The following is a 26,790-nucleotide window of genomic DNA, read 5'->3' as shown; positions in this document are numbered from 1 at the left end:
GAAAGGAGAAGCTATGGTTCGAATTATCGCACTGCTAATCTTACTTATTCCTGGTATACTCGCTGGATATGGCATTAAACTTATGAGAGATATGATTTTTGGCATCCTGCAATCCCCGTTCCCTTCTTTATTTTTGCAATTTTCAGTCGGTCTTCTGTTATTTGTAATCGGTCTTGGATTTGTTGCTGGCTTTATTCTGCACAGAGACCGCAAGCGAAACAAAGTTCAAAACAGATTTCAAAAAGATAAAAAAACATCGCATTAATGCGATGTTTTTTTACGAAAAGCGCCCTCCAAATTGCTTCACCATTTTTTCTGGATAATCGGTAATAACGGATTCACATCCATATTTCCGAAGCTGCTCAGCTACTTTTACATCATTTACTGTGTAAGGTCGCACTGGAATTTGACAATCTTTTGAAGCGGCTACATTTACTTCATTAACGGTACGCTGATTAGGGTGAAGAGCTTTTGCGCCAAGATGCTGAGCATATACCCAAGGCTCATACATCGGATAAGAATATAAAATAGCTGTTTCAATCGTAGAATCCAGGGAACTAATTCGGGCTAAGCTGTTATGATTAAAAGATGAAATCATCGTTCGATCCTTCATCTTGTATAAATAAATTAAATCCAAGACTTTCATTTCCAAGTATGGATAGTCAAATATATTGTTTTTCAACTCGATATTTACGCTAATTCCTTCACTTGAAGCCCACTCCATTACTTCATTTAACATGGGAATTTTACATACTCCATACTTTTTTTTGAACTTATAGCTCGCATCTAATTTTTGTAAATCTTGATACGTAAAATCTTTTACATACCCTTTTCCATTCGTCGTTCGATCTACTTTTTCATCATGAATTACAGCAAGTTCTCCATCTTTTGTCATATGCACATCAAGTTCAATTCCGTGTGCTCCGACTCTCGCTGCTTCTTTGAAGGAAATCATCGTATTTTCAGGAAACGTTCCAGCTGCGCCGCGATGACCTATTACAAACATACTTGCTCAACTCCTCTATTATCACTTATTATTAACTTTAGCATTACTTAATAGTGAAAGCACGAATTTACTGTTTATACTTTTTCACTTTCATTACTTTATATGCAAAAGGAGGTCGTTGTGTATGAGACCACTGCAAATTTCACCGGATACAGCCGTAAAATTAGCAGAACAATTAAATATCCCTCTCGAGCAATTAATGCATATGCCTCAGCATATTTTGCTACAGAAACTTGCTGAATTAAATGCGAGCGAAGATAAAAAAGGATCTGAATAACAGATCCTTTTTTCTTTCGAATTTTCGTTTCCAAAAATAGTATTACTTTCTTACTTCATTTTCCATAACATATATTAGAATATTTAATAATATAAATGTATTTTTAAAAATGCTTTTAAATAAGTAATTTAATACTTTTTTGTGTATATTTAATTATTTTTTGATTTTTCCATATAATTTCATTGACGAAATTATTGTTTTTCTACTAAAATAAAAATACATTATATTTATTCCAGTACTTATATTCTGATTTTTTGATCAATTCAAATAAAAGAATTAAATAGTATGAGAGAAATTTTAGGGGGACTTCATTATGCAAGCAGCTGTACAACATGAAAATCAGCAGCAAAATGAGTCTAGGAAAAAACACCCTCCTGGACTGTACTTATTATTCGCGACTGAGGCATGGGAAAGATTTAGTTATTATGGAATGAGAGCCATTCTGGTTCTTTATTTAACTGCTACCGCTGCTCAAGGTGGACTCGGGGTAGATAAAGCAACTGCACTGAGCTTATATGGAACATTCACTAGTGCTGTTTACATTACGCCGATGATTGGCGGATATTTAACAGACCGCTTCCTCGGAAGAAGGCTAGCCATCACAATCGGTGGTGTGATTATGGCACTCGGGAATTTTTCCATCTTCATTCATCAAAGCGTAGCCGCTTTGTATATCGGACTTGCTTTATTAATTATCGGAAACGGATTTTTCAAACCAAATATCTCCACATTGGTCGGAGATCTTTATGCAGAAAATGATCCTCGCCGTGACGGTGCTTTTACCATTTTTTATATGGGTATTAACTTTGGTGCATTTTTCGCCCCATTAGTTGTTGGATTAATGAGTTATAAATACGGATTTTTAACAGCAGCTATCGGAATGGTTGTTGGACAAATTTTATTTAACCTACTGGCTAATCGCTATTTAGGTGATATTGGGAAAGAGCCTACAGGAAAAGTTCATGCAGCAGCATCTCAAACATCAACTGCTCCGCTGACAGCACGAGAAAAGAAAAGAACGGTTGCTATCGTTATTCTAGCTTTCGTTGTTATTGCTTTCTGGACAGCTTTTGAACAGGCTGGAAGTTCTTTAACGCTATATGCTCAAGATCAAATTGATCGTCAAATCGGTAGTTTTACGGTTCCAACAGAGTGGTTCCAATCATTGAATCCATTGTTTATCATGATTTTAGCACCAATTATGTCACTTGTTTGGTACAAGCTAGGAAATTCAAAACGCGGTGATTTTAAAACACCAACAAAAATGGGTATGGGACTTGTAACAGTCGGATTAGGATTCTTAATTTTAATTCCAGCCGTTATGTATACTGGTAATGACCCAGCTTTAAAAGTAAATATCCTGTTCATGATTTTCACTTACTTCCTGCACACGCTAGCTGAGCTTATGATTTCGCCAGTAGGGTTGTCTATGGTAAGTAGACTGGCTCCATTAAAGCTTGCTTCTCTTTTAATGGGCGTATGGATGGCAAGCTCTGCTGTTGCTAATAAGCTAGCGGGTGTTCTTGCATCTTATACACAGTCGTTAGGTTATTTCGACATCTTCAGCTTAATCGGAGCTGTAACAATTGTACTTGGAATTATTGTTTTGTTCCTTTCAAAACCGATTGCTAAATTAATGGATTAAAAAAAGCAGCCTTTTCTGAAGGCTGCTTTTTTTATCATTTACTTATCCATATATGTAGATGAATTTTTTAACACATCTTCTAAATCTTCTTTCAAACACAAAGCCCTCATAACAATTAAATAAATTATTTCAATAAAATACACTACTATGGATCACAAGATGTGCATTCCCTTAACCTCCCTATTTCCAACTCTTAAAACAAAATGAAAGGACCCATGAATGATTAAAATTCATCGGCCCTGCAGTAAAAAGTTTATTGGTTTTCAGTTTAATATCTAGTGTAAATTCCAAAAGTTTATCGGCATGTACTCTGTATTACAAAAGGTATCAGCTCACTCAAAACCCCGTAATTCCAGCAGTCCTATCCCTTTCAACTCGCTTTATGTTCAAGGCGTAATTTATCCGCAACCATGGCGATAAATTCACTATTTGTCGGCTTCGCTTTTGACATGCTGACAGTATATCCGAATAATGAAGAAATAGAATCAATGTTCCCTCGGCTCCATGCTACTTCAATGGCATGACGAATGGCGCGCTCAACGCGGCTTGCTGTTGTATTGTATTTTTTTGCAATGTCAGGATACAGCACTTTTGTAATCGACCCAAGCAGCTCAATATCCTTATATACCATTGAAATGGCTTCTCTCAAATATAAATAGCCTTTAATATGAGCAGGTACACCAATTTCGTGAATGATGCTCGTAATGCTTGCATCTAAATTTGCTGGTTTGCTGTCGCGATGCGAACGCATGGAAGAAGATGAACGTTGCATAAATGAAGATGTTTGTCCGCTAACTTGACGAATATGATTCACTAAGTTTTCCATATCAAACGGCTTTAGAATAAAATAAGCAGCTCCTAAATCAACCGCTTTTTTCGTTACGTCTTCTTGCCCAAATGCTGTTAGCATGATGACATTTGGATAATTTTCTTTTTTCATTTCTTTTAACTGACCTAAAACTGCTAATCCATCTAGATGCGGCATAATAATGTCTAATACAAGAACATCCGGATCTTTATCTTTTAAAATGGATAAACACTCTTGTCCATTGTAAGCTACTCCGATTACTTCCATGTCTTCTTGCTCTGAAATATAATCTTCAAGCAAACCAATTAGTTCCCGATTATCATCAACCAAGCATACTTTAATTTTTTTCAATGCAGCTTCCTCCTCAGTCCTTTATGTTATACGTCGTTTCCTACGTGTCTCTATTCTTTATTCTAAAGGACAAATTCGACAATGCAACATTATTTCCTTTATTTTTTTAGAAAAAAGTCTTTTAAATGGAATTTATTCGATTTTCTCTTATTTTCTTTGTTTTTCGACGTTTTTCTCGTACATTTACGACAATAATTTTTATCAAAAAAAGCGAACTAATGACAACATTAGCTCGCTTTTTTTCGATTATTTTTATAAATATCGATTCCTGCTTCGTTAAGCATCCATTCAATATGGACACCGTAACCGGAGGTAGGATCATTTACAAAAACATGGGTAACCGCTCCAACGACTTTACCGTTTTGAATAATCGGACTCCCGCTCATTCCTTGAACAATTCCACCTGTTTTCTTTAACAATTTAGGATCTGTAATTTTAATAACCATTCCTTTAGTAGCCGGAAACTTTTGAGGTATAGTACTCATAATTTCAATATCAAATTCTTCCACTTGATCATCATCTACTACCGTTAGAATTTTAGCCGGTCCTTCTTTTACTTGATGAGATAGAGCAATTGGCATTGCTTTATCCATTATTCCGTTTTCCATCGTTGAAGACAATTTTCCAAAAATACCGAAAGGACTATTTCGTGTAATATTTCCAATGATTTGTCTATCTTCAGAAAACCTCGCTAGCTTTTCGCCGGGAACGCCGTTCGAACCTTTCTCAATTGATGTAACGGTCGAACGGACAATTTGTCCATCTTCTACTACGATTGGCTTTTTTGTATCCATATCCGAAATAACATGGCCTAAAGCGCCGTATTTTTTAGATTTTGGATCATAAAAAGTCATTGTGCCAATTCCTGCAGCTGAATCACGGATGTATAAACCGATTCTGTACGCATAATCTTGCTTATCTTTTAACGGATACAGCTTCGTGTCAAACTGCTTTTTTTCTCTTAAAATATGCAGATTTAATGGTTCACCCGTTTTCCCTGCCTGCTGAATAAACGGTGTAATATCACTCATTTTTTCAATGGTTTTACCATTAATCTTCGTAATCATATCTCCAACTTGAATACCCGCAATTTCGCCAGGAGATTTTTTACCTTTTGCTGTATCTACCTGATGATAGCCTACAACAAGAACACCTTTTGAATTTAATTTCACACCGATTGATTGTCCACCAGGAATGACTTTAAAATCAGATAATACCTGCACGTCTACACGCTTTACAGGAATACCGGCCAAATGAAGCATCAACTCTTCTTTGCCTACCTGTTTGCCTGCTACGGTCAGCTTCGCCTTGTTACTTGTTACATCGTAAACAGGTGATGAAGCTTCTACGCTAAGCGGTAATGTCGTATTAATTTTTTCTTTTTGCTGTTCAAATAAGACGATTTGTTTTGGAATGTGTATATATTGTTGCACAACTGGAATAAATCCTACAAAAATGAACGAAACAAGGAGAATCGCACCAATTATATGTCTGTATCGATTTTGCATGTTTTCACTCTCCTCGCTTCCTCGCCTAAATGGCTACACATTTAATTTAGCCTTCTTAGAGCGCATTTATAACAGAAGTTCAGAGAAAAATGAAAAGAAGTGCAAGGAAACATTTTCAGTTCCTCCATTTTGTATAAAAAAACACCTTTAACACATACTGTTACGTGTTAAAAGGTGTTTTGTTAAATGGTCTGCTTCATCTTATCCGCTAAATCTAAAAGCTCTTTGGCATGCTCCTTCGTTAAGCTTGTAATTTCAGCTCCTGCAATCATTCGACCAATTTCTTTTACTTTTTCATCAAGAGTTAATGGAAGAACAGATGTCGTTGTACGATCACCTTTTATCTCTTTAGCAATAAAGAGATGAGTATCTGCCATAGCTGCTACCTGCGGCAAATGAGATATGCAAAGAACCTGCGAATCAACGGAAATGGCATGTATTTTTTCACCGATCGATTGAGCTACTCTTCCACTTACGCCTGTATCAACTTCATCAAAGATAATGGACGTCACGCCTTGATGCTTAGAGAAGATGCTCTTTAACGCCAGCATGATCCTTGACAGTTCTCCGCCTGATGCTACTTTCGCAAGAGGCTTTAACGGTTCACCAGGGTTGGTAGAAATATAAAACTCTACGTTGTCAATGCCGTCTTTGGTGAATTTTATTCTTTCGCCATTTACTTCAACGTCATTTTTACCTGCATTTACGACAGAGAATTTAATTTGAAATACGGTTTTAGCCATATAGAGTTCTTGAAGCTCATGATGGATGCTGTCCGTTAACTCCTGAGCAAGTTTTTTTCGAATAGCTGAAACGTTGTTAGCTTCTACTAATAAATCCTGTGCTACGCTGTTTAACTGTTCTTTGATCTTGCTCACGTGCGTATCTCGATTTTCAATACGATCAATTTCATCTTCAATTTGTGCTGCATATTCTAGAATTTCATCTACACTTTGACCGTATTTACGCTTTAAGTGATTAATTTCATTTAAACGCGCTTCAATAAAGTCTAAGCGTTTCGGATCAAATTCTAATAAATCCAGCTGCTGACGAATTTTATAAGATGCGTCTTCTAACTGATAGAAGCTCGATGAAATAATCTCCGAAATTTCGGCATAGTTTTTTTCCAGTGACGAAATATCCTCCGTATGATTCATTGCTACGCCTACCCAATCCAGACCTTGATGTTCACCGTGCAGCGCATTGTACGCATCGTTTAGCGACGTATAGATCTTTTCAAAGTTGGAAATCTTCAAACGCTCTTCATTTAGTTCCTCGTCTTCATTGAGCTGCAAATTTGCGGCTTTGATTTCATCTAATTGAAATTGAATAAGATCGAGGCGATGTGCCATCTGCTGCTCATTTTCAGTTAATTGATCCAACTGCTTTTTTAGCGACGTATACCTCGAAAATACCTCTCGATACTCCATCAAAGCCTCTTCTACTTTTTCTCCTCCATATTGATCAAGAAGAGTTAAGTGACGATCTTGATTCATTAAATCTTGGTGCTCGTGCTGTCCATGTATATCAATTAACGTCTGTCCGACTTCACGTAGGATAGCTAACGTTACGAGCTTCCCATTGATACGGCAAATACTTTTCCCATTTGTAGTGATATCTCGGCGAAGCACAATCATTCCATCTTCCACTTCCAAACCGACTTGTTTGGCTTTTTCGTGACTCGGATGCTGTTCTTCATCAAATAAGAAAAGCCCTTCAATTTCGGCTCTGTCTGTTCCATGGCGGACAAACTCCGAAGAGCCTCTTCCACCTACTAACAATGAAATGGCATCAATAATAATCGACTTTCCCGCTCCTGTTTCGCCTGTTAATACCGTTAAGCCTTTTTCAAATGAAACAGAAAGTTCATCAATAATCGCAAAGTTTTTAATGGATAATTCAGCTAACAACCTGCTTCACTCACCTTTATAACATTTCTAAGAATCGGTCTGATATAATTTGCGTATCTTCAGGAGTACGGCAAATAATCAAACATGTATCGTCTCCACAAATTGTTCCTAATATTTCATCCCAGTCCAAATGATCAATTAATGCGCCAATCGCATTTGCGTTTCCCGGCAATGTTTTCATCACCAGCATATGCCCGGCTGAATCAATTTTTACAAATGCGTCCATAAGAGAGCGCTTTAACTTTTGTAAGGGATTAAAACGCTGATCTGCAGGCAAGCTGTATTTGTATCGTCCGTCCATCAAAGGCACTTTGACTAAGTGCAGTTCTTTAATATCACGAGAGATTGTTGCCTGTGTTACATTAAAACCTTGGTTTTTTAAAATATCTACCAATTCATCCTGTGTTTCAATATCATTATTCGTGATAATGTCACGAATTTTAATATGTCTTTGCCCTTTATTCATGTTGGCACCTCACATTAATATGTAATCTTCTTTTTGTTTTGTTGTTTATAAGTCTTTCACTAATTAAGTATCATAATGTGTTCAACTTGATTATGCACCTTTTGTATAAAGAGTCATAATCAAATCGCCAATGCTAAGTTTTTGCTTAACATTGGCCATTATTACTTTTTCTCTTTTAACGTCTTATGTGCTTCTTCGACCACTTCACGCACAGTAAGCGGAGCTTGATTTTCACCAAGTTCACGCTCGCCTTTCCAGCTCAGATGAAGAAGAAATTCGATATTTCCATCTCCTCCTGTTATCGGTGAATACGACATGTTATATACATCGTATCCTTGACGAAGGGAGAAATCCACCATTCCTTGAAGGACTTCTTCATGCACTTTTGAGTCACGCACGATTCCTTTTTTCCCAACTTGCTCTCTTCCAGCCTCAAACTGTGGCTTAACAAGTGCAACAACATCGCTGTATGGAACAAGAAGTGTTTTTAACACAGGGAGAATGAGTCTTAAGGAAATAAACGATACATCAATAGAAGCGAATTCAGGCAAGCCTCTTGATAAATCAGCTGGTGTCACATAACGGAAATTTGTTCGTTCCATTACTTCTACTCGCTCATCTTGACGAAGCTTCCAAGCTAGCTGATTATAGCCTACGTCTAGCGCATAGGACATCTTCGCTCCATTTTGAAGCGCACAATCGGTAAAGCCTCCAGTAGAAGAACCAATATCAATCATGATTTTATCCGCTACATGGACATTAAATTCTTTAATCGCTTTTTCAAGCTTAAAGCCGCCTCTGCTGACGTAAGGCATCACTGCACCTTTAATTGTCAGCGGCGTATCGCGTTCAATTTTCTCTCCCGGCTTATCCAAACGGACTTCATTCGCATAAACAAGTCCTGCCATCACTGTACGCTTTGCTTTTTCTCTTGTTTCAATCAAACCTCGTTCTACTAATAATACATCTACTCGTTCTTTTTTTGTCACTTAACTTCAAGCCTCTTTTGTGTTGGTGTTACGAGTTTTTTAACTCGATTTATAATCTCTTCTTTGGTTAAGCCAATTTCTTCTAAAAGTTTTGTTACGCTGCCGTGCTCGATAAAGCGATCAGGAATACCCATACGTTCAACGCGAGTATTATAATAGCCGTGCTCTGATGCAAACTCTAACACCGCACTTCCAAAACCGCCTTGAAGTACCGCTTCTTCCACCGTAATCACAGGCTTATTCGTTTGGAAAATCTCGTGAAGCATTTTTTCATCCAGCGGTTTAATAAAACGAGCATTGACCACTTTGACGCTGATTCCTTGCTTCTCAAGTTCTGCTGCTGCATCCATCGCCATTGAAATCGTTGTACCAAACGTTAAAATGGTTGTATCCGAACCTTCTTTTAATACGTCCCATGTACCGATCGGAATGTTTTTCAGTTCTGAATCTAGTTCAACACCTAATCCGTTTCCTCTCGCATAGCGCATCGCAATCGGACCTTCTTCATAAGTCAAAGCAGTGTGAACCATGTGCTGACCTTCATTTTCGTCTTTTGGCATCATAATAACAAGGTTAGGCAAATGACGTAAAAACGCAATGTCAAATACACCTTGGTGCGTTTCACCATCAGCACCTACTAGTCCAGCTCGATCAATCCCAATAAATACATTTAGCTTCTGACGGCAAATATCATGAACCACTTGATCGTATGCACGCTGTAAAAACGTCGAATAAATAGCTAAAAAGGGCTTCATATTTTGAGTTGCAAGACCAGCGGCCATTGTTGTTGCATGCTGCTCTGCAATCCCAACATCAAACATGCGATGCGGAAACTCTTTTTGAAACGCTTCAAGTTTTGAACCTACAGGCATTGCTGGCGTTACTGCTACGATACGCTCATCTTCTCTAGCCATTTTCAATACCGTATCACTTACTAATTTACTCCAAGCAATCGGAACATTTTTGTCTTTAATAAAGTCACCGGACTCAATTTTGTAAGGGCCTGTACCATGCCACGCTCCGCTTTTATCGCTTTCCGCTGGCAAGTACCCTTTCCCTTTTTTCGTAATCACATGAATAAGTACCGGTCCTTTTGTTTTCTTTGCATATTGTAACGTTTCCAATAAATCGTCATAGCTATGGCCGTCAACCGGTCCTAAATACGTAAAGCCAAGATCTTCAAAGAACATGCCTGACACAACCATGTACTTTAGGCCATCTTTTACACGTTCTGCCGTTGCCGCGAGCTTACCGCCTACCGCAGGCACTTTTTTCAGTAGAACTTCAAGCTCATCTTTTACCCAGTTGTATTTGCCCGCCGTGCGCAAACGCCCCAGAATGCTGTGTACAGCCCCGACGTTAGGAGCGATAGACATTTCATTGTCATTTAAAATAACGGTCATATCCGTTTGCTCGTGCCCGATGTGGTTAAGCGCTTCAAGAGCCATACCACCTGTTAAAGCTCCGTCACCAATGATAGGAACAATGTGAGCTTTTGTTTTTTGCAAATCTCTTGCAGCAGCCATTCCCATTGCGGCTGAAAGAGATGTAGAACTATGTCCCGTTTCCCATACATCATGCTCACTTTCATCTCGCTTTGGAAAACCGCATAATCCTTTATATTGACGGATTGTATCAAACTCTCCCGCTCGTCCTGTTAAAATTTTATGGACATACGACTGATGCCCGACGTCCCATAAAAATTTATCTTTTGGACTGTCGAACACTTTATGGAGTGCAAGCGTTAACTCAACAACCCCTAAATTTGGCCCTATATGACCACCAGTTGCAGAAAGCTTTGTAATTAAAAAACGACGAATCTCTTCACTTAGTTCTTCTAATTGTGTTACTGACATTTTCTTTAAAAACTCAGGATTTTTTATCGTTGTAAGATCCAAGGTGGATCACTCACTTTCGTACTTGTTATAAAGTTACCTTAATACATTGTCTATTGTTTTATACGTATAGTCAATTTTTAGTATTTCCTTATTACTTACAATACCTTTGATATTCTATCAGTAAACCAGTGATATTCAAAGGAAAATAGTGAAAAAATAGCCGCTAACACAAATGTGATAACGGCCACCAAGATATTGTATATGTCTTTCAAACCTATGCACTACGCTTTTATACAGTAGTAAAACCATTATAGCATAGCCCCTATTGGGACTCAATCTTATTTTACTGTATCACTCAAAAAACCTGACAGAAATCGTCATTAACTATCACGTTTTGCTATATATAAACAAATTTCTTCTAGTAATCCGTGCTTAATTTGAGCTTGACGTAACGAGAGAAGTGCTTGTTCAACATGATACTGTAACTTTTCTTTGGCCGCTTCCATACCTAATAAAGAAGGATATGTCGTTTTTTCATTTTCTGTATCACTGCCAATTGGCTTTCCTAACTTTTCTTCAGACCCTTCCACATCCAAGATATCATCTTGAATTTGAAACGCTAACCCTACATGCTTACTGAATTCTTCTAATAATTCTTGCTGTAGAGGCGTAGCTTTTGCAAGAATTGCTCCTGCTTTTACACAGAATCCTAGCAGCTTCCCCGTTTTATGAAGATGAATATATTCAAGCTCATCTAGCGTGAGCTGCTTTTTTTCACCTTCCATATCTGCAACCTGTCCGCTGATCATACCTTCTGTTCCGCTTGCTTTTACCAGTTCTGTAATGAGCTGAAGTTTCATATGTGATGTAATTTCAGGATGTACCGCTTCAGAAATGAGCTGAAAGCTATTTGTTAAAAGAGCATCTCCAGCTAATATAGCCGTTGCTTCGCCGTACACCTTGTGATTTGTCGGTTTACCTCTTCTTAAGTCGTCATCATCCATACTAGGTAAATCATCATGAATGAGCGAATATGTATGAATCATTTCCACTGCACAGGCTGTTTCTAATCCCATGCTCTCGTCTTTTCCAAATGCATGTAGCGTTGCAAACAACAGCACTGGGCGAAGTCGCTTTCCTCCTGCCGTAAGCGAGTAAAGCATGGATTCCTTTAAGTTAACCGGAGCATGTAATGCCTTTACCACTTCAGGCAAGCGTGTTTCTACTCGATCTTTTGTAAAAGAAATATACTCTTTTAAATTCATTTCATTCACCATCACTCTTCCTCCTGTACCGAGAATGGCTCAAGCGTTCCGTCTTCACGTAAAATAGTTTCCATTTGCTTTTCAATATGCTGAAGACGATCGTGACAGAATTTTGAAAGAGTCATTCCTTCTTGGAATTGTTGAATTGCTTCTTCTAAAGGCACGTCGCCTTCTTCTAGCTTGTTTACGATGGTTTCTAACTGCTCCATCGCCTCTTCAAACGTATACTCTTTATTTGTCGCCATTTTTCATCGCTCCTCTATTTTCGAAACTTCACACTGCAACTGTCCATCGGTCAAACGAACGTTTACCACATCACCTTTGGATACTTGTTTGGTTGATTTAATTAACTCTTTTTCTTTATCGTATACTAAGCTGTAGCCTCTTTCCATTGTTTTTAATGGACTAAGCGTATGTAATTTTGACGTTGCCGTGGCAAATAAAAGCTGTTTTTGCTTTAGCAGCTGCTGCATCTCTTTTGTCAGCATTTTCGTCAGCTGCTGTTGACGGTCTGCCGCTTTCGTTAACTGATGCTCGGGGTGATTGCGCAACAAAGCGGCTGTTAGCTGCTCGTAGTTCGTCCGTTTATGCTCAATGTACCTTCTACCTTCACGATAAAAACGCTCCATCAGCTGATCTAACTGCTGCTCTTTTTGCTCGACCAACTTTTGAGGGTAACGAAAAGCATATGATTTCTGAGATCGTTCAAGCCTGCGGCTACTAGACTGAAGCATCTCTTTCATCGAACGAAGAAGACGGATATTTCGCTGAGTCAATCTTTCTGTAATTTCACTGATATGAGGTACGGCCAGCTCCGCAGCACCCGTTGGAGTAGGGGCTCGCAAATCTGCTACAAAGTCTGCAATTGTAAAATCGGTTTCATGTCCAACCGCTGAAATAACGGGAATAGTAGAAGTGAAAATTGCACGAGCTACGCTTTCTTCGTTAAACGCCCAAAGCTCTTCAATTGACCCGCCGCCGCGGCCGACAATTAATACGTCTGCTTCTTTACGACGGTTTGCTTCTTCAATTGCCTTGATGATAGACGGTGCCGCATTCACTCCTTGAACAAGAGCGGGCATAACAATAATGTTCGCGTTATATCTGCGCTTTAATGTCGTAATAATATCACGTACGGCGGCTCCAGTAGGAGATGTAATCACACCTATTGTTGTTGGATACTTCGGAAGTTTTCGTTTTCTAGCATGATCAAACAAGCCTTCTTTTTCCAGCTTTTTTTTCAGCTGTTCGTAGGCCAAGTATAAGTTTCCAACGCCGTCAGGCTGCATTTCTTTTACGTACATTTGATAATTTCCGCTTGGTTCATAAACCGAAATTTCAGCTCGAATCAGTACATTCATTCCTTCTTCAGGCTGAAAATTAAGCTGACGGTTATGCCCAGCAAACATAACGGCTGCGATACGAGCATTTTGATCTTTTAAGGTGAAATACATATGTCCTCGACTATGACGTTTAAAGTTAGAAATTTCTCCTTTAATCCATACATCTTGCATGTGAGGGTCTACGTCAAACTTGCGCTTGATGTATCGTGTAAGAGCCGTAACGGTTAGATAACGCACTTCACTCATCATTTTGCCTCCTTTGCAGTCACCCTCTCCCCTTTATATAAAGGAGAGAAGCATTTTAGTCACTTGATTTGGCAAGATGAACGTTTATTTAGATAAAGTTGTTAACACTTTAGACAATACGCCGTTGATAAACTTGCTTGATTGATCATCGCCAAATGTTTTTGCTAATTCAATCGCTTCATTTAACGTAACGCTCGTAGGAATTTCTTCTTCATACTTCATTTCGTATACGGCAATACGCAGGATTACGCGGTCTACAGTAGCTACGCGGTCTAACGTCCATTTTTCTAAATGATTGCGTAAAAGTTCATCAATTTCTTGCTGATGCTCAACTACACCTAGCACAAGACTTTCTAAAAATTGATCAGACTTTTCGTTTTGTACAACATTTCCGATTGCCTCCATTGGCTCGGTTTGCCCTAAATCATGCTGAAATAGTGCTTGTAATGCTTTTTGGCGTGCTGTATGTCTTTTCATTATTTTTGCTCCTTTATTTATCTTCTTCAACTAGTATACCTAGATAATAGCATAGTTTATGAAACGATACTTGATTGTTCTTATACGAAGTTTGTAGAACACGAAAAAGACCGTCTTTATGACGAGACAGTCTTTTTCACTTTACCATAGCTTGTGTTGAAAAGGAACAAGTAATCATACGTTATTCCATTTTAGCAACAGCCGTTAGGTAAACGTTTGTTTTATTCAACTTCTTCAATATCAGTTTTTTGCGTATCAAACTGAATCCCTACGATATGAATGTTTACTTCATCGAGATCAATAGCTGTCATATTTTTAAGGGCTTGACGAATGTTATCTTGTACTTGCTGCGCTACGTTTGGAATAGATACACCAAACTTCATCATACAAAACACGTCTACTTTTATCCCGTTTTCTGTTAAGTCCACTTTTACACCTTTACCGTGGTTTTTCTTTCCTAGTTTCTCCACAACGCCAGCTGCAAAATTTCCTCTCATTGCAGAAACGCCTTCTACTTCAGAAGCAGCAATACCCGCAATGACTTCAATAACCTCAGGAGCAATTTCTACTTTGCCAAGAGAATTTGGGTGTTCTTCCATTTCTAATACATGATTTTCATTCATGTACAGCACCTCCTATAGTTTATATTATACTAAGAATTCATTACGTCATATAGCTCAAGAAACTTCGTGTTGAATTCACCGCTAACAAATTTTTCATGATTTAATAGCTTTTGGTGAAAAGGAATAGTGGTCGCAACGCCATCGATAACAAATTCATCTAACGCGCGCTTCATTCGTTCAATAGCTTCCTCACGAGTTGGCGCATGAACAATCAATTTAGCCACCATTGAATCATAGTAAGGTGGGATTGCATAGCCCGGGTATGCAGCAGAGTCTACGCGCACTCCGTAGCCACCTGGCGGCAAGTACATTTGAATCGTACCTGGTGATGGCATAAAGTTTTTCTCTGGGTTTTCTGCGTTGATTCGGCACTCAATTGCCCATCCGTTAAACGTCACTTCTTCTTGCGTAAACGGTAAAGTTTCACCATTTGCCACGTTGATTTGTTCTTTAATTAAGTCAACTCCTGTCACCATTTCTGTAACAGGATGTTCTACTTGGATACGCGTATTCATTTCCATGAAGTAAAATTTGTTTTCACGATAATCATAAATGAATTCCACGGTTCCGGCTCCTGTGTAATTAACGGCTTGAGCGGCTTTAACAGCAGCGTCGCCCATTAATTCACGCGTTTTTTCGTCCAACGCTGGAGAAGGCGTTTCTTCAATTAATTTTTGAAGACGGCGTTGAATCGAGCAATCACGCTCTCCTAAATGTACAGTGTTTCCATGAGAATCAGCCAACACTTGGATCTCAACGTGACGGAAATCCTCAATGAACTTTTCAATGTACACACCAGGGTTACCGAAAGCTGTAGCAGCTTCTTGCTGCGTAATTGTAATACCTTTAATAAGCTCTTGTTCATTTTTCGCAACGCGGATTCCTTTTCCTCCGCCTCCTGCCGTTGCTTTAATAATAACAGGATAGCCAATATCATTAGCAATTGACATACCGTCTTCCACTGACTCTACAATTCCAGTGGAACCAGGAACAATTGGGACACCGGCTTCACGCATCGTTTCCCTCGCTACGTCTTTTGTTCCCATTTTGTTAATGGCCTCCGGACTTGGTCCTACAAATGTAACGTTACACTCTCTGCATAGCTCTGCAAAATCAGCGTTTTCAGCTAAAAAGCCGTATCCAGGGTGAATGGCGTCACAGCCCGTTAGCATCGCAACGCTCATAATATTTGTAAAGTTTAAATAGCTGTCTTTAGATGACGTTGGTCCAATACAATACGCTTCGTCTGCTAATTGTACATGCAAAGAGTCGCGATCAGCTTGAGAATGAACAGCTACTGATTCTACACCTAACTCTTTACACGCTCGAATAATTCGAACCGCAATTTCTCCTCGATTCGCAATTAATAGCTTTTTAATCATATTTACCGCTCCTTATTCAGGCTTTACTAAGAAAAGAGGTTGACCGTATTCTACAAGTTGTCCATTTTCAACTAATACGTCAACGATTTCACCTTTAACTTCTGCTTCGATTTCATTAAATAATTTCATTGCTTCTACGATACATACAACCGAATCTTTTTGTACTTTATCTCCAGGCGTTACGTATACATCTGATTCTGGCGATGATGACGCATAGAATGTCCCTACCATCGGAGATGTAATTTTATGTAAGCTTTCATCAACCGCTGGGGCCGCTTGTTCTTCTTTTGGTTGAGCAGACTGTGCTGCTGGGGCTGGCGCTGGAGCCGCTGCTGCCTGCGGTGCAGGTGCTGCTGCTTGTTCAGGTGCCGAAACCACTACTTGCTGCGCTTGTTTGGAAACAATTGCGTCTTTTTTCTTCATCTTGATTTTGGAGCCTTCGTGCTCATAGGTGAACTCCTCGATTGATGATTGATCAACTAGTTTAATGATCTCACGGATCTCTTGAATTTTTAACATATTGAACACTCCTACCTCATGAAAATAGAATTCTCTACAATGTTAATAATACGATAAATGGCTACAGCCATTCAATTCGTTTGGCAAACATTAAAAAGAAGTTCCACTTACTCTATAATAACTTTTTAGCGTTATTGTTTTATAAATGGAAACATAGCTTTACAGATGACAATACTTATGAAAACATTTGTCACCTAGTACTAATATAAGATTATGAAACCTATTATAACCGAAGTAAAAAAAGAAAGCCATGTTAAAATTTTTCCCGTCTCGCTTAGATTTTAGTCATTTCATAAAAAAAGAAGTGTAAACAACCCCAATTTGCGGCTGTTTTACACTTCTTTTATTCCCTTTATTTAGTTGGCTGAAACTCTACCGCTACTTCTTTTGGACCCATTTCTTTTTTGACTAGCTGAATGATTTGATTGGCTTTTGTTTTTGAGTGTTTTTCTGTCTTAACGGTAATTTGCACTTGTTTTCCATCTGCTCTTACTAGCGCGTCGCTGTATCCTTTTGCTTTAATTAATGTTTCCAGCGTTGCTTCTTTTTCCCCGAGCTTTGATAATTCATCGATTTTATCCATCGCTTTGCTTACTTCTGCAGGCGTTACATTTTTTGATGCCGCTACTTCCTGATACTCTTCTTTCAGCTGACTTCTTTCATCATTTAATTCCAAGCGGAGCGCCGTAAATAGCTCGTCGCTATCTGTGCTTGATACAACCGCTGATTCTTTTGCATTTTTAGCCGTTTCCTTTTTTACATCTTCTGCTGAGCCTTCGGTTTTTGAACCTTCTTTTGTTCCTGATTTCTCATCTGCCTGTTGTTTTGTATCTTCTGCAGGAGCCTTGTCATCAGCCTGTTTTTCGCTTTGTTTTTCATTGTCTACTAGCGCAACATTACTCTGAGGATTTTCTGGCGTTGTCATATAGTACACCGATAACACAACAACTAAACTTAACATTGTTAATAACCAAACCGTTTGCTTTTTTAATAACATATTCATTTCCCCCTCATCCTTTTTTCGCTAATACTGCTACTCTATGACTTGGTATATCGAGCGCTCTTGTCACGGCTTCAATAATAGATTTCTTTACCTCGATATTATCAGCTCCTTTAGCGACAACTAACACACCTCTGACTTTTGGCTTTTCGGTTTTGACTACAACAGGCTTTTCTTGTTCTCCGCTTCTTACAATGACCAGCTGTTCATCTGTTGAGGAATCTTCAACTTTACGAGTCCCTCCTTCACGGTCCGTCTCGTTGGTCGTTTGCGATTTTGTCACGCTGTTTTTTTCATATATTTTGGATTCTGTTGCATCTAGGTTCACAATTACTTTTACCTTACTTACGCCTCTAACTTGATCTAAAATATCTTTCAATTCTTCCTCATACCGCTCTTCATAACCTGTCATCGTTGTTGTCTTTTTGGAGCTAAAAGCGGGAATATCCTGTGATACCGGTGGTGCGCTGGTTTCTTTGCTTGCACTCTTTAATAATCCGCCTGAATTCATAGATGTTGTGAGTGAGTTGCTAAATACCATAAAGATAACGCCTGCAGCTAGTAAAATACCTATATACATTAACTTTGAAGGTTTCTTCGTAGTTGATGACTGTTTAAGTGAAAAGAACCGCTGAAAAAATGATGGGTCACCTTTTTCTGGCTTTTGACTCATTTCGTGTCTCCCTCCTCCATATTCACAACAACTTGGCCTTGTTTTACATCCCATTTTGCTGCTAAATAGTTGGATAATTTCTTGGATTCTGTTGGTTTGTTTGTTTCGATCGGTGTGGAGGTATCAATAGAAATAACTTTCACAGCTGAAACAACCTCGGAATCACCCGATGCTTTTTTACTTACGGCAACTGAAATGGATTTAATATTATCAGCGGTAGGTTCGTCGTTCGGCTTTTTTGTTTCAATGTGAATTCGATCAATTGCTACACCATACTGATCCATCAACTCCTCTTTTACATCTGCCTCCATTTGGACAGCCATTTGTTCTAAAATATATGCACGTTGTGAAGCTTGTATTTCTTTTTTCTGATTTTCCATTGAATTTTCTACCTGTTGATCGGATCGAATAGATGATAAGCTAAGTGATTTCAGCATTTGATTAACATCCACTTTAAAAATTTGAAAAACGGGTGTAATAATAATCAGCATCAAAAGAAGTCCAACCACCAGCTTCGTATACTTTTGAAAACTAGAATTGGGCAACAGTAAATTAATAATGGTAGCTAATAAGATAAAAAGAACGATATTCGTAATCCACGTCGTTAAGGCCTGCAATTTCTTCACCTCACCATCATTGTGACGTTGCTCGCTGTAATGATGACCGTTAAACATAAGAAAAACATAAGCGAGACAACAGCAAGCGCCGCAAAAATATAGATGACGCTTTTGCTGATAATGCTCAAGCAGGAAATAACCGGTCCTCCTCCAATGGGTTGAAGAAGAGCTGCTGCTAGCTTATAGATAAAAGCGAGCGTTAACACTTTAATAGCCGGAAATGCGACGATTAACAGTAAGACTGCTACTCCAGCAATCCCTACTGAATTCTTTAATAGAAGCGAGGCACTGATGACTGTATCAGCCGCATCTGTGAACACACGCCCTACAACAGGTATAAAGTTCCCTGTGACGAACTTTGCCGTTCGAATCGTAATACCGTCAGCAACAGCTGATGTGGCACCTTGGACGGATAGCACACCTAAAAAAACAGTTAGGAATATTCCAAGCACGCCAATGCTTATATTTCTCAACAGCTGAGCAAGCTGTGTAACCTTATGCTCATCTGAAATCGTACTCACAATGCTAAGCAGTGCTGAAAGAAAAAGCAGCGGCATCACTACGTATTGAATAAGCAAACCGCTGGTGTTCATTAAAAACAAAATCATCGGATGAAAAAAGGCTGCCGATACAACTCCTCCTGATGATGCCATTAAGGCAAGCAGCAGCGGCACCAGAGCTAAAATGAATTTGGTCATGGTCTCAATCGCTCCTGTTGCATAAGAAATAGCAATTTGAAAACTATTAAGAGCAATGATGATCAAAACCATATATACAAGCGCATACGCTACTTTACTTACGGTTTGCTGATTAAACGCACTTTGGAGCGTTTGCAAAAACACGCTAAAAACCGTTAGCATAATGAGTGTACCGAGGAGCTTTCCATTCGCTAATACTTCGTGAAATAAAAACTTTACAAGACCTCCTAGCCATTCTTTAAGAGAGAACTCTTTTTCTCCTTTTAAAAAATCGACTAAACTTCCCTTCTGACTCTCGGGTAAAAAGCCGCCGTATTGGGTAATAATATCGTCCCAAAACTGTTTGACTTCATCGATACCGAGCTTATCAATTTGTTCATTGACAAGTTCTTGCTGCTTCGGGGGTTCGGAAGCTTGTACATTTTCTGGAAAGAAAAAAAAGAGGAACAAAAGAAGAGCGAGTATATTCACTTTAAACGTCCACCGCTTCATTTCGTCACCTCATATTAAGTAAAATTAATTGGGCAGCATTGAAATAATCGTTTCAATAATGACCGTCAAAATAGGAATTGCCATGGAGAGAATCAGCACTTTTCCACCTAATTCAATTTTAGAAGCAATGGCACCTTGTCCTGCATCTTTCGTAATTTGAGCACCAAATTCGGCGATATAGGCAATACCAATGATTTTCAAAATGGTTTCCACATAAATCATGTTAACGTGAGCATTGATCGACAGCCGCTCGACCATCTTAATAATCTCGTAGATTTGATCAATTAAAAAAAGAAAGATCACGGATCCCACGAATACGACAAGTAAAAAAGCAATAGGTGATTTATGTTCTTTTAAAATGAGTGCCAAAAATGTCGCTACTAATCCTAAGCCCACAATTTGAAGCATTTCAATGGCAAATCACCCCTCTACCCTTGAAATAAAAAAACCGATTTGATTTTTTGAAATAAGTCCTCCACAATCGAAGCAACCATAAATAAAATATAAATAAAACCGATGAGGGTAACCCAATTCGCGTAATCTTTTTTTCCCATCTGTTCGAGTACGGTGACTAAAAAAGCTACGACGATACCAATCCCAGCAATCTGAAAAATGGTGTTCATATCAATTCCCACATTCAATCCTCCTCCATCGCTACATCAATAGGATGACCAGTAGCAATCCAGATAGAAAGCCTAAACTTTTAACCATTTTTTCATAGCGATTCTGCTTATCAACTGCATCTTGTTCTTCGCGTTCGAGATGGTTCAGCGTCAGCAAAATATGCTTTTGCTGCGAATAACGATCATGCTGACCAAGCGTTTCACCAAATTGTTTTAAGATTTCCAGTTCTCCTGTTTTAAGTGCGGTTTGTTTCCAAAATTGGTCCAACGTCTTTTCCCAAGCTTCCTTGACACTTTCAGTACCTTCTTTTAATTTCATTGAAAACTCACTAAATAAAGAAGCTAAAGGGTTAGGAAGCTGTAGAGATAACAAATGAGCAACTTCTTGAAGAGGCCGGTTGCTATACATAATTTCCGCTTCTAACGACCGAAGAGCCGTTTTTAATTGCCTGAGCTGCCTAGGTCTTTCGCTAAGCTGCTTTGCAAACTCAAATCCTGTGTAAGTGGAAGCAAATAAGATAAAGATGGCACCAAACAGTTTCATACACCATCACCCTTTACTATTTTCAATAAGCGACTTTTCAGCGGTCAATTTCATGGAGTTATAATGCTCATCATAGATAGCCTGAAGTGTTCCAGGACCTCGGCTGTTCGATAGCACAACATACTTTTTAAATACGTGAAGTTTCATTAAAGCTTGCAAAGTGGGACGCTTCATTAAATCGTCAATGTCATACCCATGAACAGTCATAATGACACGAACACCAGCATTAACGGCTTCAAGTACGGCCTTACAATCTTCTTCACTTCCAACTTCATCCACGATCAGTACATCGGGACTCATGGAGCGAATCATCATCATCATGCCTTCAGCTTTCGGACAGCTATCTAATAAATCCATTCTAGATCCGAATGTATGCTGAGGAACCCCTTTAACAGCCCCAGCAATTTCTGATCGTTCATCTACAATCCCTACTTTAAACGGAGGAATCTTAGAGCGCTCTATGCCAGTGCTTATTACTCTGGCTAAATCACGAATCATGGTTGTTTTTCCTGTTTGAGGAGGTCCTATAATGACCGTACTTTGCCAATAGCGATTGTATAAAAAAGGAATAAGCTGATTCGAAATGCCAATCTTTTGTTTAGCAATCCGGATATTAAAGGATGATACATCACGAATCACACGAACCTGTCCATTTTCCGTTACAACTTTTCCCGCTAGTCCAACCCGGTGTCCGCCTTCAATGGTGACATATCCTTTTTTTAATTCTTCTTCAATCATATAAATCGAAAACTGGCTTAGTTTATTTAAGATAAATAAAGCATCTTCTGCACTTGGAAGATACGATTCGAAATAAGGCTGATTGTTGATTGTAAATTCGACAGGTCTTCCTATGCGCACTCGAATTTCTTCTAGCACATGAGAATGGTTTGTGACATAAAATTCAACAGTCTTTTTTAAATTAGGCGGAAAAATTGCAAGTATTTCGTTTAACATATTCATCCCCTCATATTTGAACTCACTTCAATGTATTATGAGCTTGACCATTTTATGCCTACCTTTTATTTAAAAACACCGATTAAAATGAAGAGCACTCCTATTACAATCATGATTAATTTTCCAAAAGATAATTGATCTGCTACGGACACTAAACCAATGGTGAAAGAACTCACCATTACAATCGGACCAACAAGCGCTAGCATTCCATTAATCATTAACGCTTTTTTCACATCATTGTTTGTGACAATTAAAATAGCGGCAATAAACTCAATAAATGAAGAAATAAATCGAAGGCACGCCATCGTTAATACCGTACCGTTTAAATGATCCAACCACTGCTTCATAAGCCCCTCCTATATCTCTGCGTTGTTTAGTACAACCTATGCAAAATAAGGAAGGGTTAGCACAAAAAAACACACAAAAAAGGCAGAGAATCATTCTCTGCCTTTTTCGTGTGTTTGCAGCTTGCTTACACGACCGAATTACGCGCGTGATACGTAGCTGCTGTCTGTTGTGTTAATAATTAATACGTCGCCTTCATTTACGAAGAAAGGAACGTTTACTGTTAAACCAGTTTCAACAGTTGCTGGTTTTGTACCGCCAGAAGCTGTGTCACCTTTAATACCAGGTTCAGTTTCTGTTACTTTAAGCTCAACTGTGTTTGGAAGTTCAACACCTAATGTCTCACCTTGATACATCATAATTGCGACTTCCATATTTTCTTTTAAGAATTTTAGCTCATATTCAATTGCACTCGCCGGAAGCTCTAATTGCTCATAAGACTGGTTGTCCATGAATACGTGCTGATCGCCGCTTGCATATAGATATTGCATTTTACGATTATCAATTTGAGCTTTTCCTACCTTTTCACCTGCACGGAACGTTTTTTCTTGCACAGCTCCTGTACGAAGGTTACGTAGTTTTGAGCGAACGAATGCAGCGCCTTTACCAGGCTTTACGTGTTGGAAATCCATTACACGCCAAATACCCCCGTCTACTTCTACTGTCAAACCTGTACGAAAATCATTTACTGAAATCATGAAGAAATCCTCCTACATTTTATAAAATAATGAACTCTTTTGATGAGTGCGATAATGCCTCATTACCTTCTGCTGTGACGACCGTATCATCTTCAATACGAACGCCCCCTAAGTCTGGTATGTAAATACCTGGTTCAACGGTTACAATCATACCTGGCTGCAGTACATCTGTAGATTTCACAGAAAGCGATGGGCCTTCGTGTACTTCTAACCCTACGCCGTGACCGGTCGAATGTCCAAAATACTGGCCGTATCCGTGTTCTGTAATATAATCACGCGTTAGCGCATCTGCTTCTTTACCCGTCATACCTGCTTTGATACCGTTCATTCCGTTAAGCTCTGCTTGCAGTACGACATTATAAATTTCTTTTAGCTTATCACTTACTTCACCGACGGCAAATGTTCGTGTGATATCTGAACAGTAACCATTATAGTATGCGCCAAAATCAAGCGTTACAAGTTCGCCTTTTTCAATTACTTTGTCAGAAGCAACACCATGCGGTAAAGCCCCGCGATGCCCTGAAGCAACAATTGTATCAAAAGATGAAGATGTTGCGCCTTGTTTTCTCATAAAGAACTCCAGTTCATTCGATACTTGAAGCTCTGTTAAACCAGGACGAACAAAGGTTAAAATATGTTCATATGCTGCATCTGCTATTTTTGCAGCTTCCTTTAATATCTTAATCTCTGAGTCACTCTTTATCAAGCGTAAGTTTTCGATTGCGTGCGAGATTGGAACAAGTTCCGCGCCGATATGCTTATCAAATAATTGATGCTGTCCATATGTAACATAATTCTGTTCAAAACCAAGCTTTTTAATTCCAAATTGTTTCACTACATTCGCTACTTCTTCTACAATAGGACCCTTGTGCTGAACGATATCAAAACCTTCTGTTTGACTAGTTGCTTGTTCAACATAACGAAAATCTGTTACAAATGCCGCTTTGTCTTCAGAAATGATAACGACACCAGCAGATCCTGTAAAATTGGTCATATAGCGTCTGTTATATTCACTTGTAACGACAACACCGTCTACATTCAACTTTGAAAACTGTTCGCGTAGTTTTTCGATTTTCATTTTATTTCCCCCTTAATTGTAAAAGTGCCTGCAGAGCAAGCTCGTATCCGTATAAACCTAACCCGACAATTTGACCATGCGTAACAGGTGCCGTCACCGAATGGTGGCGAAACTCTTCACGCTTATGTACGTTCGAAATATGCACTTCAATAACAGGAACAGATATACTGGCAATCGCATCTCGAATGGCATAACTGTAGTGAGTAAAAGCACCAGGATTGATCATAATCCCATCAAACTTCTCATCCGCTTCGTGAATCCAGTCGATAATTACACCTTCGTGATTAGACTGTACGCACTCAACTTCTACCCCATGGTCTCTGCCTGCTCGCTGAAGCTTCTCTTCAAGATTTTGAAGATTATCTGTCCCATATACCGCTGGTTCGCGTACGCCTAAACGGTTTAAATTAGGACCGTTTATTACTAAAATCTTATTCATCTTATTTCAACACTCTCCCCTACTACGAACCCTTTATGCAGCTCACTTGTGTGAATTTACACTTTATTTTTCTTTTTAAATCATTATATAGAATATATTAGCATACGTTGGAACATTCACACTACTTATTCGCCGTTTGAAAATCTGTAGATTCATCTTTTGTTTGAAGCTCTGCCGCTTCAAAAGAAATGGAATATCCGATGAATACACCATATAAAATATAAATACAGAGGGATGAAATAATTGTGTTAGCTGGAAGCTCTCCAATTGTTTTCAAGTTAGGAAAGAGCGGATTCAAAACAACGAATACGATTGCCCACCATAATAATCCGTAAGCAAAACCTATCCAAATTGTTTTAAACTTCTTTAATAGGACGTAGTATAACAACCCGACAACAATAGATAATACCCCTATGAGAAAAATACTGACGATAACACCTATTCCTTTATCCTTCCAATCACCTAATGCCCATGGATCTAAAAGCATATTTGGATTGATAACACTAAAGCTAAACAGATAATTTAAATAGCCAATAAAGCTCCAGAAAACCCCTCCAAAAAAGGAAATAAAGATGGCTTTAAATAAAAAAGATATTTCCTGTTTATGCGTAGGTTGGTTATCCTGTTTTTTTTCATGCTGTTCTTTAGGTTCTGACATATTAATCACCTCTTGATGTAGTATGAACTTTTTTCTCATTTCCTACCGACTCATTTCTAAGTTTTTACGTTTATTACTCTTCCTATACGCAAGAAGGGCGCCTGATATCGCAGAGACATTTTAAAACTACTTCGCACAGAGTTTCATAAACAAATTTTATAAATGAAAGGAAAAAAATTCATATGAAGGGTGTGGAGATGAAAAATATTGGCTAAACTAGATAACATGCATCCGCCTAGAGGTTTATTTGATTTTGCTGTAGAATATAAAATACTAAGAAGTCTAGTCTAGTTAAGTTAGGTTGGTGCCTGAAATGTCTAAATTACAAAAACCTGCGTATGGTGGTCAAGCCGTTATAGAAGGTGTCATGTTCGGTGGCAAACGTATGATGGTGACGGCTATTCGCCGCAAAGATCAATCTATTGATTATTTTCATTCAAAAAGAAAATCAAATTCCGTACTCACTGCTTTAAAAAAAATTCCTTTTTTACGAGGAATTGCTGCTATTGTTGAAGCCAGTGCAAACGGTACGCAGCACTTGAACTTTTCCTCTGAACGCTATGACGTGAATCCAGAAGATGATGCTCAAGTAGCAGCAGAACAACAAAAAGAGAAAAAAGAATCAAAACTATCTTTAATATTTGGCGTTGCAACTATTGGTGTAATATCCTTTCTTTTCGGGAAAGTACTATTTACATTGATTCCTGTGTTTTTAGCACAATTGACACGTCCTGTTTTCACTTCAAGTGTAGCTCAAGTTTTTATTGAAGGAGTATTTAAACTATTATTGCTCCTTGGCTATATTTATGTGATTTCACAAACGCCACTTATTAAACGGGTGTTTCAATATCATGGAGCAGAACACAAGGTCATTAATGCATATGAAAACAATGCTGAACTTACGGTAGAAGCCGTTCAAGCACAATCTCGACTTCATTATCGCTGCGGAAGTAGCTTTATCCTCTTTACCGTAGTTGTAGGAATGTTTGTCTACCTACTAGTTCCAACGGATCCTCTTTGGTTACGAATTGTGGATCGCCTTGCATTAATTCCAGTTGTCCTTGGTTTATCATTTGAAGTGTTACAGTTAACCAATAAAGTTCGTCATGTCCCTCTTCTTCGCTTTTTAGGTTATCCCGGTTTATGGCTTCAGCTTTTAACAACCAAAGAACCAAAAGATGATCAAGTTGAAGTTGCGATTGCTTCATTTAAAGAACTTTTACGCGTTGAAAATGAACTTTCTTCTACCACTGACGAACAAGTTGTCTAATCCACACCGTTTTGCTTTCTTTTTTTACTATTTTAGGAGGTGAACAAA

General features: G+C 38.6%; 31 protein-coding genes. 4 read left to right on the top strand and 27 right to left on the bottom strand.

Annotated features, from left to right (window positions below; translation table 11 throughout):
• The first annotated feature begins 13 nt into the window (after positions 1 to 13).
• Positions 14 to 265 (top strand): DUF2627 domain-containing protein, encoded by a 252-nt coding sequence (locus ACRPLQ_RS00360; RefSeq protein WP_028411584.1) that lies wholly within the window; start codon positions 14 to 16, stop codon positions 263 to 265.
• 12 nt (positions 266 to 277) lie between these two features.
• Here the strand turns inward: ACRPLQ_RS00360 and ACRPLQ_RS00355 are convergent, their stop codons facing one another.
• The gene (locus ACRPLQ_RS00355) at positions 278 to 1,006 is read right to left on the bottom strand and encodes a glycerophosphodiester phosphodiesterase (protein WP_098112934.1); all 729 of its coding nucleotides are present in this window, start codon (positions 1,004 to 1,006) and stop codon (positions 278 to 280) included.
• Between the two features lie 124 nt (positions 1,007 to 1,130).
• Here ACRPLQ_RS00355 and ACRPLQ_RS00350 point away from each other — a divergent pair, with 124 nt between their 5' ends.
• Both ACRPLQ_RS00350 and ACRPLQ_RS00345 read left to right on the top strand, forming a co-directional pair.
• The gene (locus ACRPLQ_RS00350; protein ID WP_013059130.1) at positions 1,131 to 1,283 is read left to right on the top strand and encodes a YycC family protein; all 153 of its coding nucleotides are present in this window, start codon (positions 1,131 to 1,133) and stop codon (positions 1,281 to 1,283) included.
• 313 nt (positions 1,284 to 1,596) lie between these two features.
• On the top strand, positions 1,597 to 2,928 hold the full coding sequence (locus ACRPLQ_RS00345; protein ID WP_340927333.1) for a peptide MFS transporter: 1,332 nt from the start codon (positions 1,597 to 1,599) through the stop codon (positions 2,926 to 2,928).
• 370 nt (positions 2,929 to 3,298) lie between these two features.
• On the opposite strand, the gene spo0A is transcribed toward ACRPLQ_RS00345, so the two are convergent.
• The 26 genes from spo0A to ACRPLQ_RS00215 all read right to left on the bottom strand — a co-directional run bounded on the left by spo0A (position 3,299) and on the right by ACRPLQ_RS00215 (position 25,472).
• Positions 3,299 to 4,087, bottom strand: coding sequence for a sporulation transcription factor Spo0A (gene spo0A / locus ACRPLQ_RS00340; RefSeq protein ID WP_013084985.1), 789 nt, complete (start codon positions 4,085 to 4,087; stop codon positions 3,299 to 3,301).
• A gap of 227 nt (positions 4,088 to 4,314) precedes the next feature.
• Positions 4,315 to 5,595: a SpoIVB peptidase gene (gene spoIVB / locus ACRPLQ_RS00335; protein ID WP_028411587.1), complete on the bottom strand. Its 1,281-nt coding sequence runs from the start codon at positions 5,593 to 5,595 to the stop codon at positions 4,315 to 4,317.
• Positions 5,596 to 5,777: 182 nt separating this feature from the next.
• Positions 5,778 to 7,505, bottom strand: coding sequence for a DNA repair protein RecN (gene recN, locus ACRPLQ_RS00330; protein WP_047749847.1), 1,728 nt, complete (start codon positions 7,503 to 7,505; stop codon positions 5,778 to 5,780).
• 16 nt (positions 7,506 to 7,521) lie between these two features.
• Entirely contained in the window at positions 7,522 to 7,971 is a 450-nt protein-coding gene (ahrC, locus tag ACRPLQ_RS00325) for a transcriptional regulator AhrC/ArgR (RefSeq protein WP_013059136.1), read from the bottom strand.
• A gap of 161 nt (positions 7,972 to 8,132) precedes the next feature.
• Entirely contained in the window at positions 8,133 to 8,960 is an 828-nt protein-coding gene (locus ACRPLQ_RS00320; protein ID WP_028411589.1) for a TlyA family RNA methyltransferase, read from the bottom strand.
• Complete coding sequence (gene dxs, locus ACRPLQ_RS00315) at positions 8,957 to 10,858, bottom strand: 1-deoxy-D-xylulose-5-phosphate synthase (RefSeq protein WP_028411590.1); 1,902 nt, start codon at positions 10,856 to 10,858, stop codon at positions 8,957 to 8,959. The genes ACRPLQ_RS00320 and dxs overlap by 4 nt, the downstream gene beginning before the upstream one ends.
• A 320-nt stretch (positions 10,859 to 11,178) precedes the next feature.
• A complete protein-coding gene (locus ACRPLQ_RS00310; protein WP_033579711.1) occupies positions 11,179 to 12,075 on the bottom strand; it encodes a polyprenyl synthetase family protein in 897 nt (298 codons plus the stop codon).
• Positions 12,075 to 12,308 (bottom strand): exodeoxyribonuclease VII small subunit, encoded by a 234-nt coding sequence (locus ACRPLQ_RS00305; RefSeq protein ID WP_013059140.1) that lies wholly within the window; start codon positions 12,306 to 12,308, stop codon positions 12,075 to 12,077. Before ACRPLQ_RS00305 ends, ACRPLQ_RS00310 begins: the two co-directional genes overlap by 1 nt.
• A gap of 3 nt (positions 12,309 to 12,311) precedes the next feature.
• Positions 12,312 to 13,652, bottom strand: coding sequence for an exodeoxyribonuclease VII large subunit (gene xseA / locus ACRPLQ_RS00300; protein ID WP_034271010.1), 1,341 nt, complete (start codon positions 13,650 to 13,652; stop codon positions 12,312 to 12,314).
• An 84-nt stretch (positions 13,653 to 13,736) separates the two neighbouring features.
• The gene (nusB, locus tag ACRPLQ_RS00295; RefSeq protein WP_013059142.1) at positions 13,737 to 14,129 is read right to left on the bottom strand and encodes a transcription antitermination factor NusB; all 393 of its coding nucleotides are present in this window, start codon (positions 14,127 to 14,129) and stop codon (positions 13,737 to 13,739) included.
• A gap of 221 nt (positions 14,130 to 14,350) precedes the next feature.
• On the bottom strand, positions 14,351 to 14,752 hold the full coding sequence (locus ACRPLQ_RS00290) for an Asp23/Gls24 family envelope stress response protein (protein WP_013059143.1): 402 nt from the start codon (positions 14,750 to 14,752) through the stop codon (positions 14,351 to 14,353).
• Positions 14,753 to 14,781: 29 nt separating this feature from the next.
• Positions 14,782 to 16,134, bottom strand: coding sequence for an acetyl-CoA carboxylase biotin carboxylase subunit (gene accC / locus ACRPLQ_RS00285; RefSeq protein ID WP_028411593.1), 1,353 nt, complete (start codon positions 16,132 to 16,134; stop codon positions 14,782 to 14,784).
• 12 nt (positions 16,135 to 16,146) lie between these two features.
• Positions 16,147 to 16,653, bottom strand: coding sequence for an acetyl-CoA carboxylase biotin carboxyl carrier protein (accB, locus tag ACRPLQ_RS00280; RefSeq protein ID WP_013059145.1), 507 nt, complete (start codon positions 16,651 to 16,653; stop codon positions 16,147 to 16,149).
• A gap of 352 nt (positions 16,654 to 17,005) precedes the next feature.
• Positions 17,006 to 17,656 carry a SpoIIIAH-like family protein gene (locus tag ACRPLQ_RS00275; RefSeq protein WP_230683451.1) on the bottom strand — a complete coding sequence of 217 codons (651 nt, stop codon included), beginning with the start codon at positions 17,654 to 17,656 and terminating at the stop codon, positions 17,006 to 17,008.
• Between the two features lie 7 nt (positions 17,657 to 17,663).
• The gene (gene spoIIIAG, locus ACRPLQ_RS00270) at positions 17,664 to 18,326 is read right to left on the bottom strand and encodes a stage III sporulation protein AG (RefSeq protein WP_028411595.1); all 663 of its coding nucleotides are present in this window, start codon (positions 18,324 to 18,326) and stop codon (positions 17,664 to 17,666) included.
• A complete protein-coding gene (gene spoIIIAF / locus ACRPLQ_RS00265) occupies positions 18,323 to 18,952 on the bottom strand; it encodes a stage III sporulation protein AF (RefSeq protein ID WP_275210710.1) in 630 nt (209 codons plus the stop codon). Before spoIIIAF ends, spoIIIAG begins: the two co-directional genes overlap by 4 nt.
• Entirely contained in the window at positions 18,949 to 20,133 is a 1,185-nt protein-coding gene (gene spoIIIAE / locus ACRPLQ_RS00260; protein ID WP_013059149.1) for a stage III sporulation protein AE, read from the bottom strand. Before spoIIIAE ends, spoIIIAF begins: the two co-directional genes overlap by 4 nt.
• Before the next feature lie 24 nt (positions 20,134 to 20,157).
• Positions 20,158 to 20,541, bottom strand: a complete 384-nt coding sequence (gene spoIIIAD, locus ACRPLQ_RS00255) for a stage III sporulation protein AD (RefSeq protein ID WP_013059150.1) — start codon at positions 20,539 to 20,541, stop codon at positions 20,158 to 20,160.
• A gap of 20 nt (positions 20,542 to 20,561) precedes the next feature.
• Positions 20,562 to 20,768 carry a stage III sporulation protein AC gene (spoIIIAC, locus tag ACRPLQ_RS00250; RefSeq protein WP_013059151.1) on the bottom strand — a complete coding sequence of 69 codons (207 nt, stop codon included), beginning with the start codon at positions 20,766 to 20,768 and terminating at the stop codon, positions 20,562 to 20,564.
• A gap of 19 nt (positions 20,769 to 20,787) precedes the next feature.
• Positions 20,788 to 21,300 carry a stage III sporulation protein SpoIIIAB gene (gene spoIIIAB, locus ACRPLQ_RS00245; RefSeq protein ID WP_028411597.1) on the bottom strand — a complete coding sequence of 171 codons (513 nt, stop codon included), beginning with the start codon at positions 21,298 to 21,300 and terminating at the stop codon, positions 20,788 to 20,790.
• Positions 21,301 to 21,306: 6 nt separating this feature from the next.
• Entirely contained in the window at positions 21,307 to 22,254 is a 948-nt protein-coding gene (spoIIIAA, locus tag ACRPLQ_RS00240; RefSeq protein ID WP_028411598.1) for a stage III sporulation protein AA, read from the bottom strand.
• A 65-nt stretch (positions 22,255 to 22,319) separates the two neighbouring features.
• The gene (locus tag ACRPLQ_RS00235) at positions 22,320 to 22,601 is read right to left on the bottom strand and encodes a YqhV family protein (RefSeq protein WP_028411599.1); all 282 of its coding nucleotides are present in this window, start codon (positions 22,599 to 22,601) and stop codon (positions 22,320 to 22,322) included.
• Positions 22,602 to 22,739: 138 nt separating this feature from the next.
• Positions 22,740 to 23,297: an elongation factor P gene (gene efp, locus ACRPLQ_RS00230; RefSeq protein ID WP_013059155.1), complete on the bottom strand. Its 558-nt coding sequence runs from the start codon at positions 23,295 to 23,297 to the stop codon at positions 22,740 to 22,742.
• Between the two features lie 19 nt (positions 23,298 to 23,316).
• Positions 23,317 to 24,375, bottom strand: a complete 1,059-nt coding sequence (locus ACRPLQ_RS00225; protein ID WP_033579709.1) for a M24 family metallopeptidase — start codon at positions 24,373 to 24,375, stop codon at positions 23,317 to 23,319.
• Position 24,376: 1 nt separating this feature from the next.
• Positions 24,377 to 24,814 (bottom strand): type II 3-dehydroquinate dehydratase, encoded by a 438-nt coding sequence (aroQ, locus tag ACRPLQ_RS00220; RefSeq protein ID WP_013059157.1) that lies wholly within the window; start codon positions 24,812 to 24,814, stop codon positions 24,377 to 24,379.
• A gap of 121 nt (positions 24,815 to 24,935) precedes the next feature.
• Positions 24,936 to 25,472 (bottom strand): YqhR family membrane protein, encoded by a 537-nt coding sequence (locus tag ACRPLQ_RS00215; RefSeq protein WP_028411601.1) that lies wholly within the window; start codon positions 25,470 to 25,472, stop codon positions 24,936 to 24,938.
• A gap of 313 nt (positions 25,473 to 25,785) precedes the next feature.
• On the opposite strand from ACRPLQ_RS00215, the gene ACRPLQ_RS00210 reads away from it, so the two are divergent.
• Entirely contained in the window at positions 25,786 to 26,742 is a 957-nt protein-coding gene (locus tag ACRPLQ_RS00210) for a DUF1385 domain-containing protein (RefSeq protein WP_014458240.1), read from the top strand.
• Positions 26,743 to 26,790: the final 48 nt, after the last annotated feature.

The organism is Priestia sp. TRN 1309, from assembly GCF_050846875.1.
GTDB classification, from domain to species: domain Bacteria; phylum Bacillota; class Bacilli; order Bacillales; family Bacillaceae_H; genus Priestia; species Priestia zanthoxyli.
This window is presented reverse-complemented; position numbering and strand designations above follow the sequence as displayed.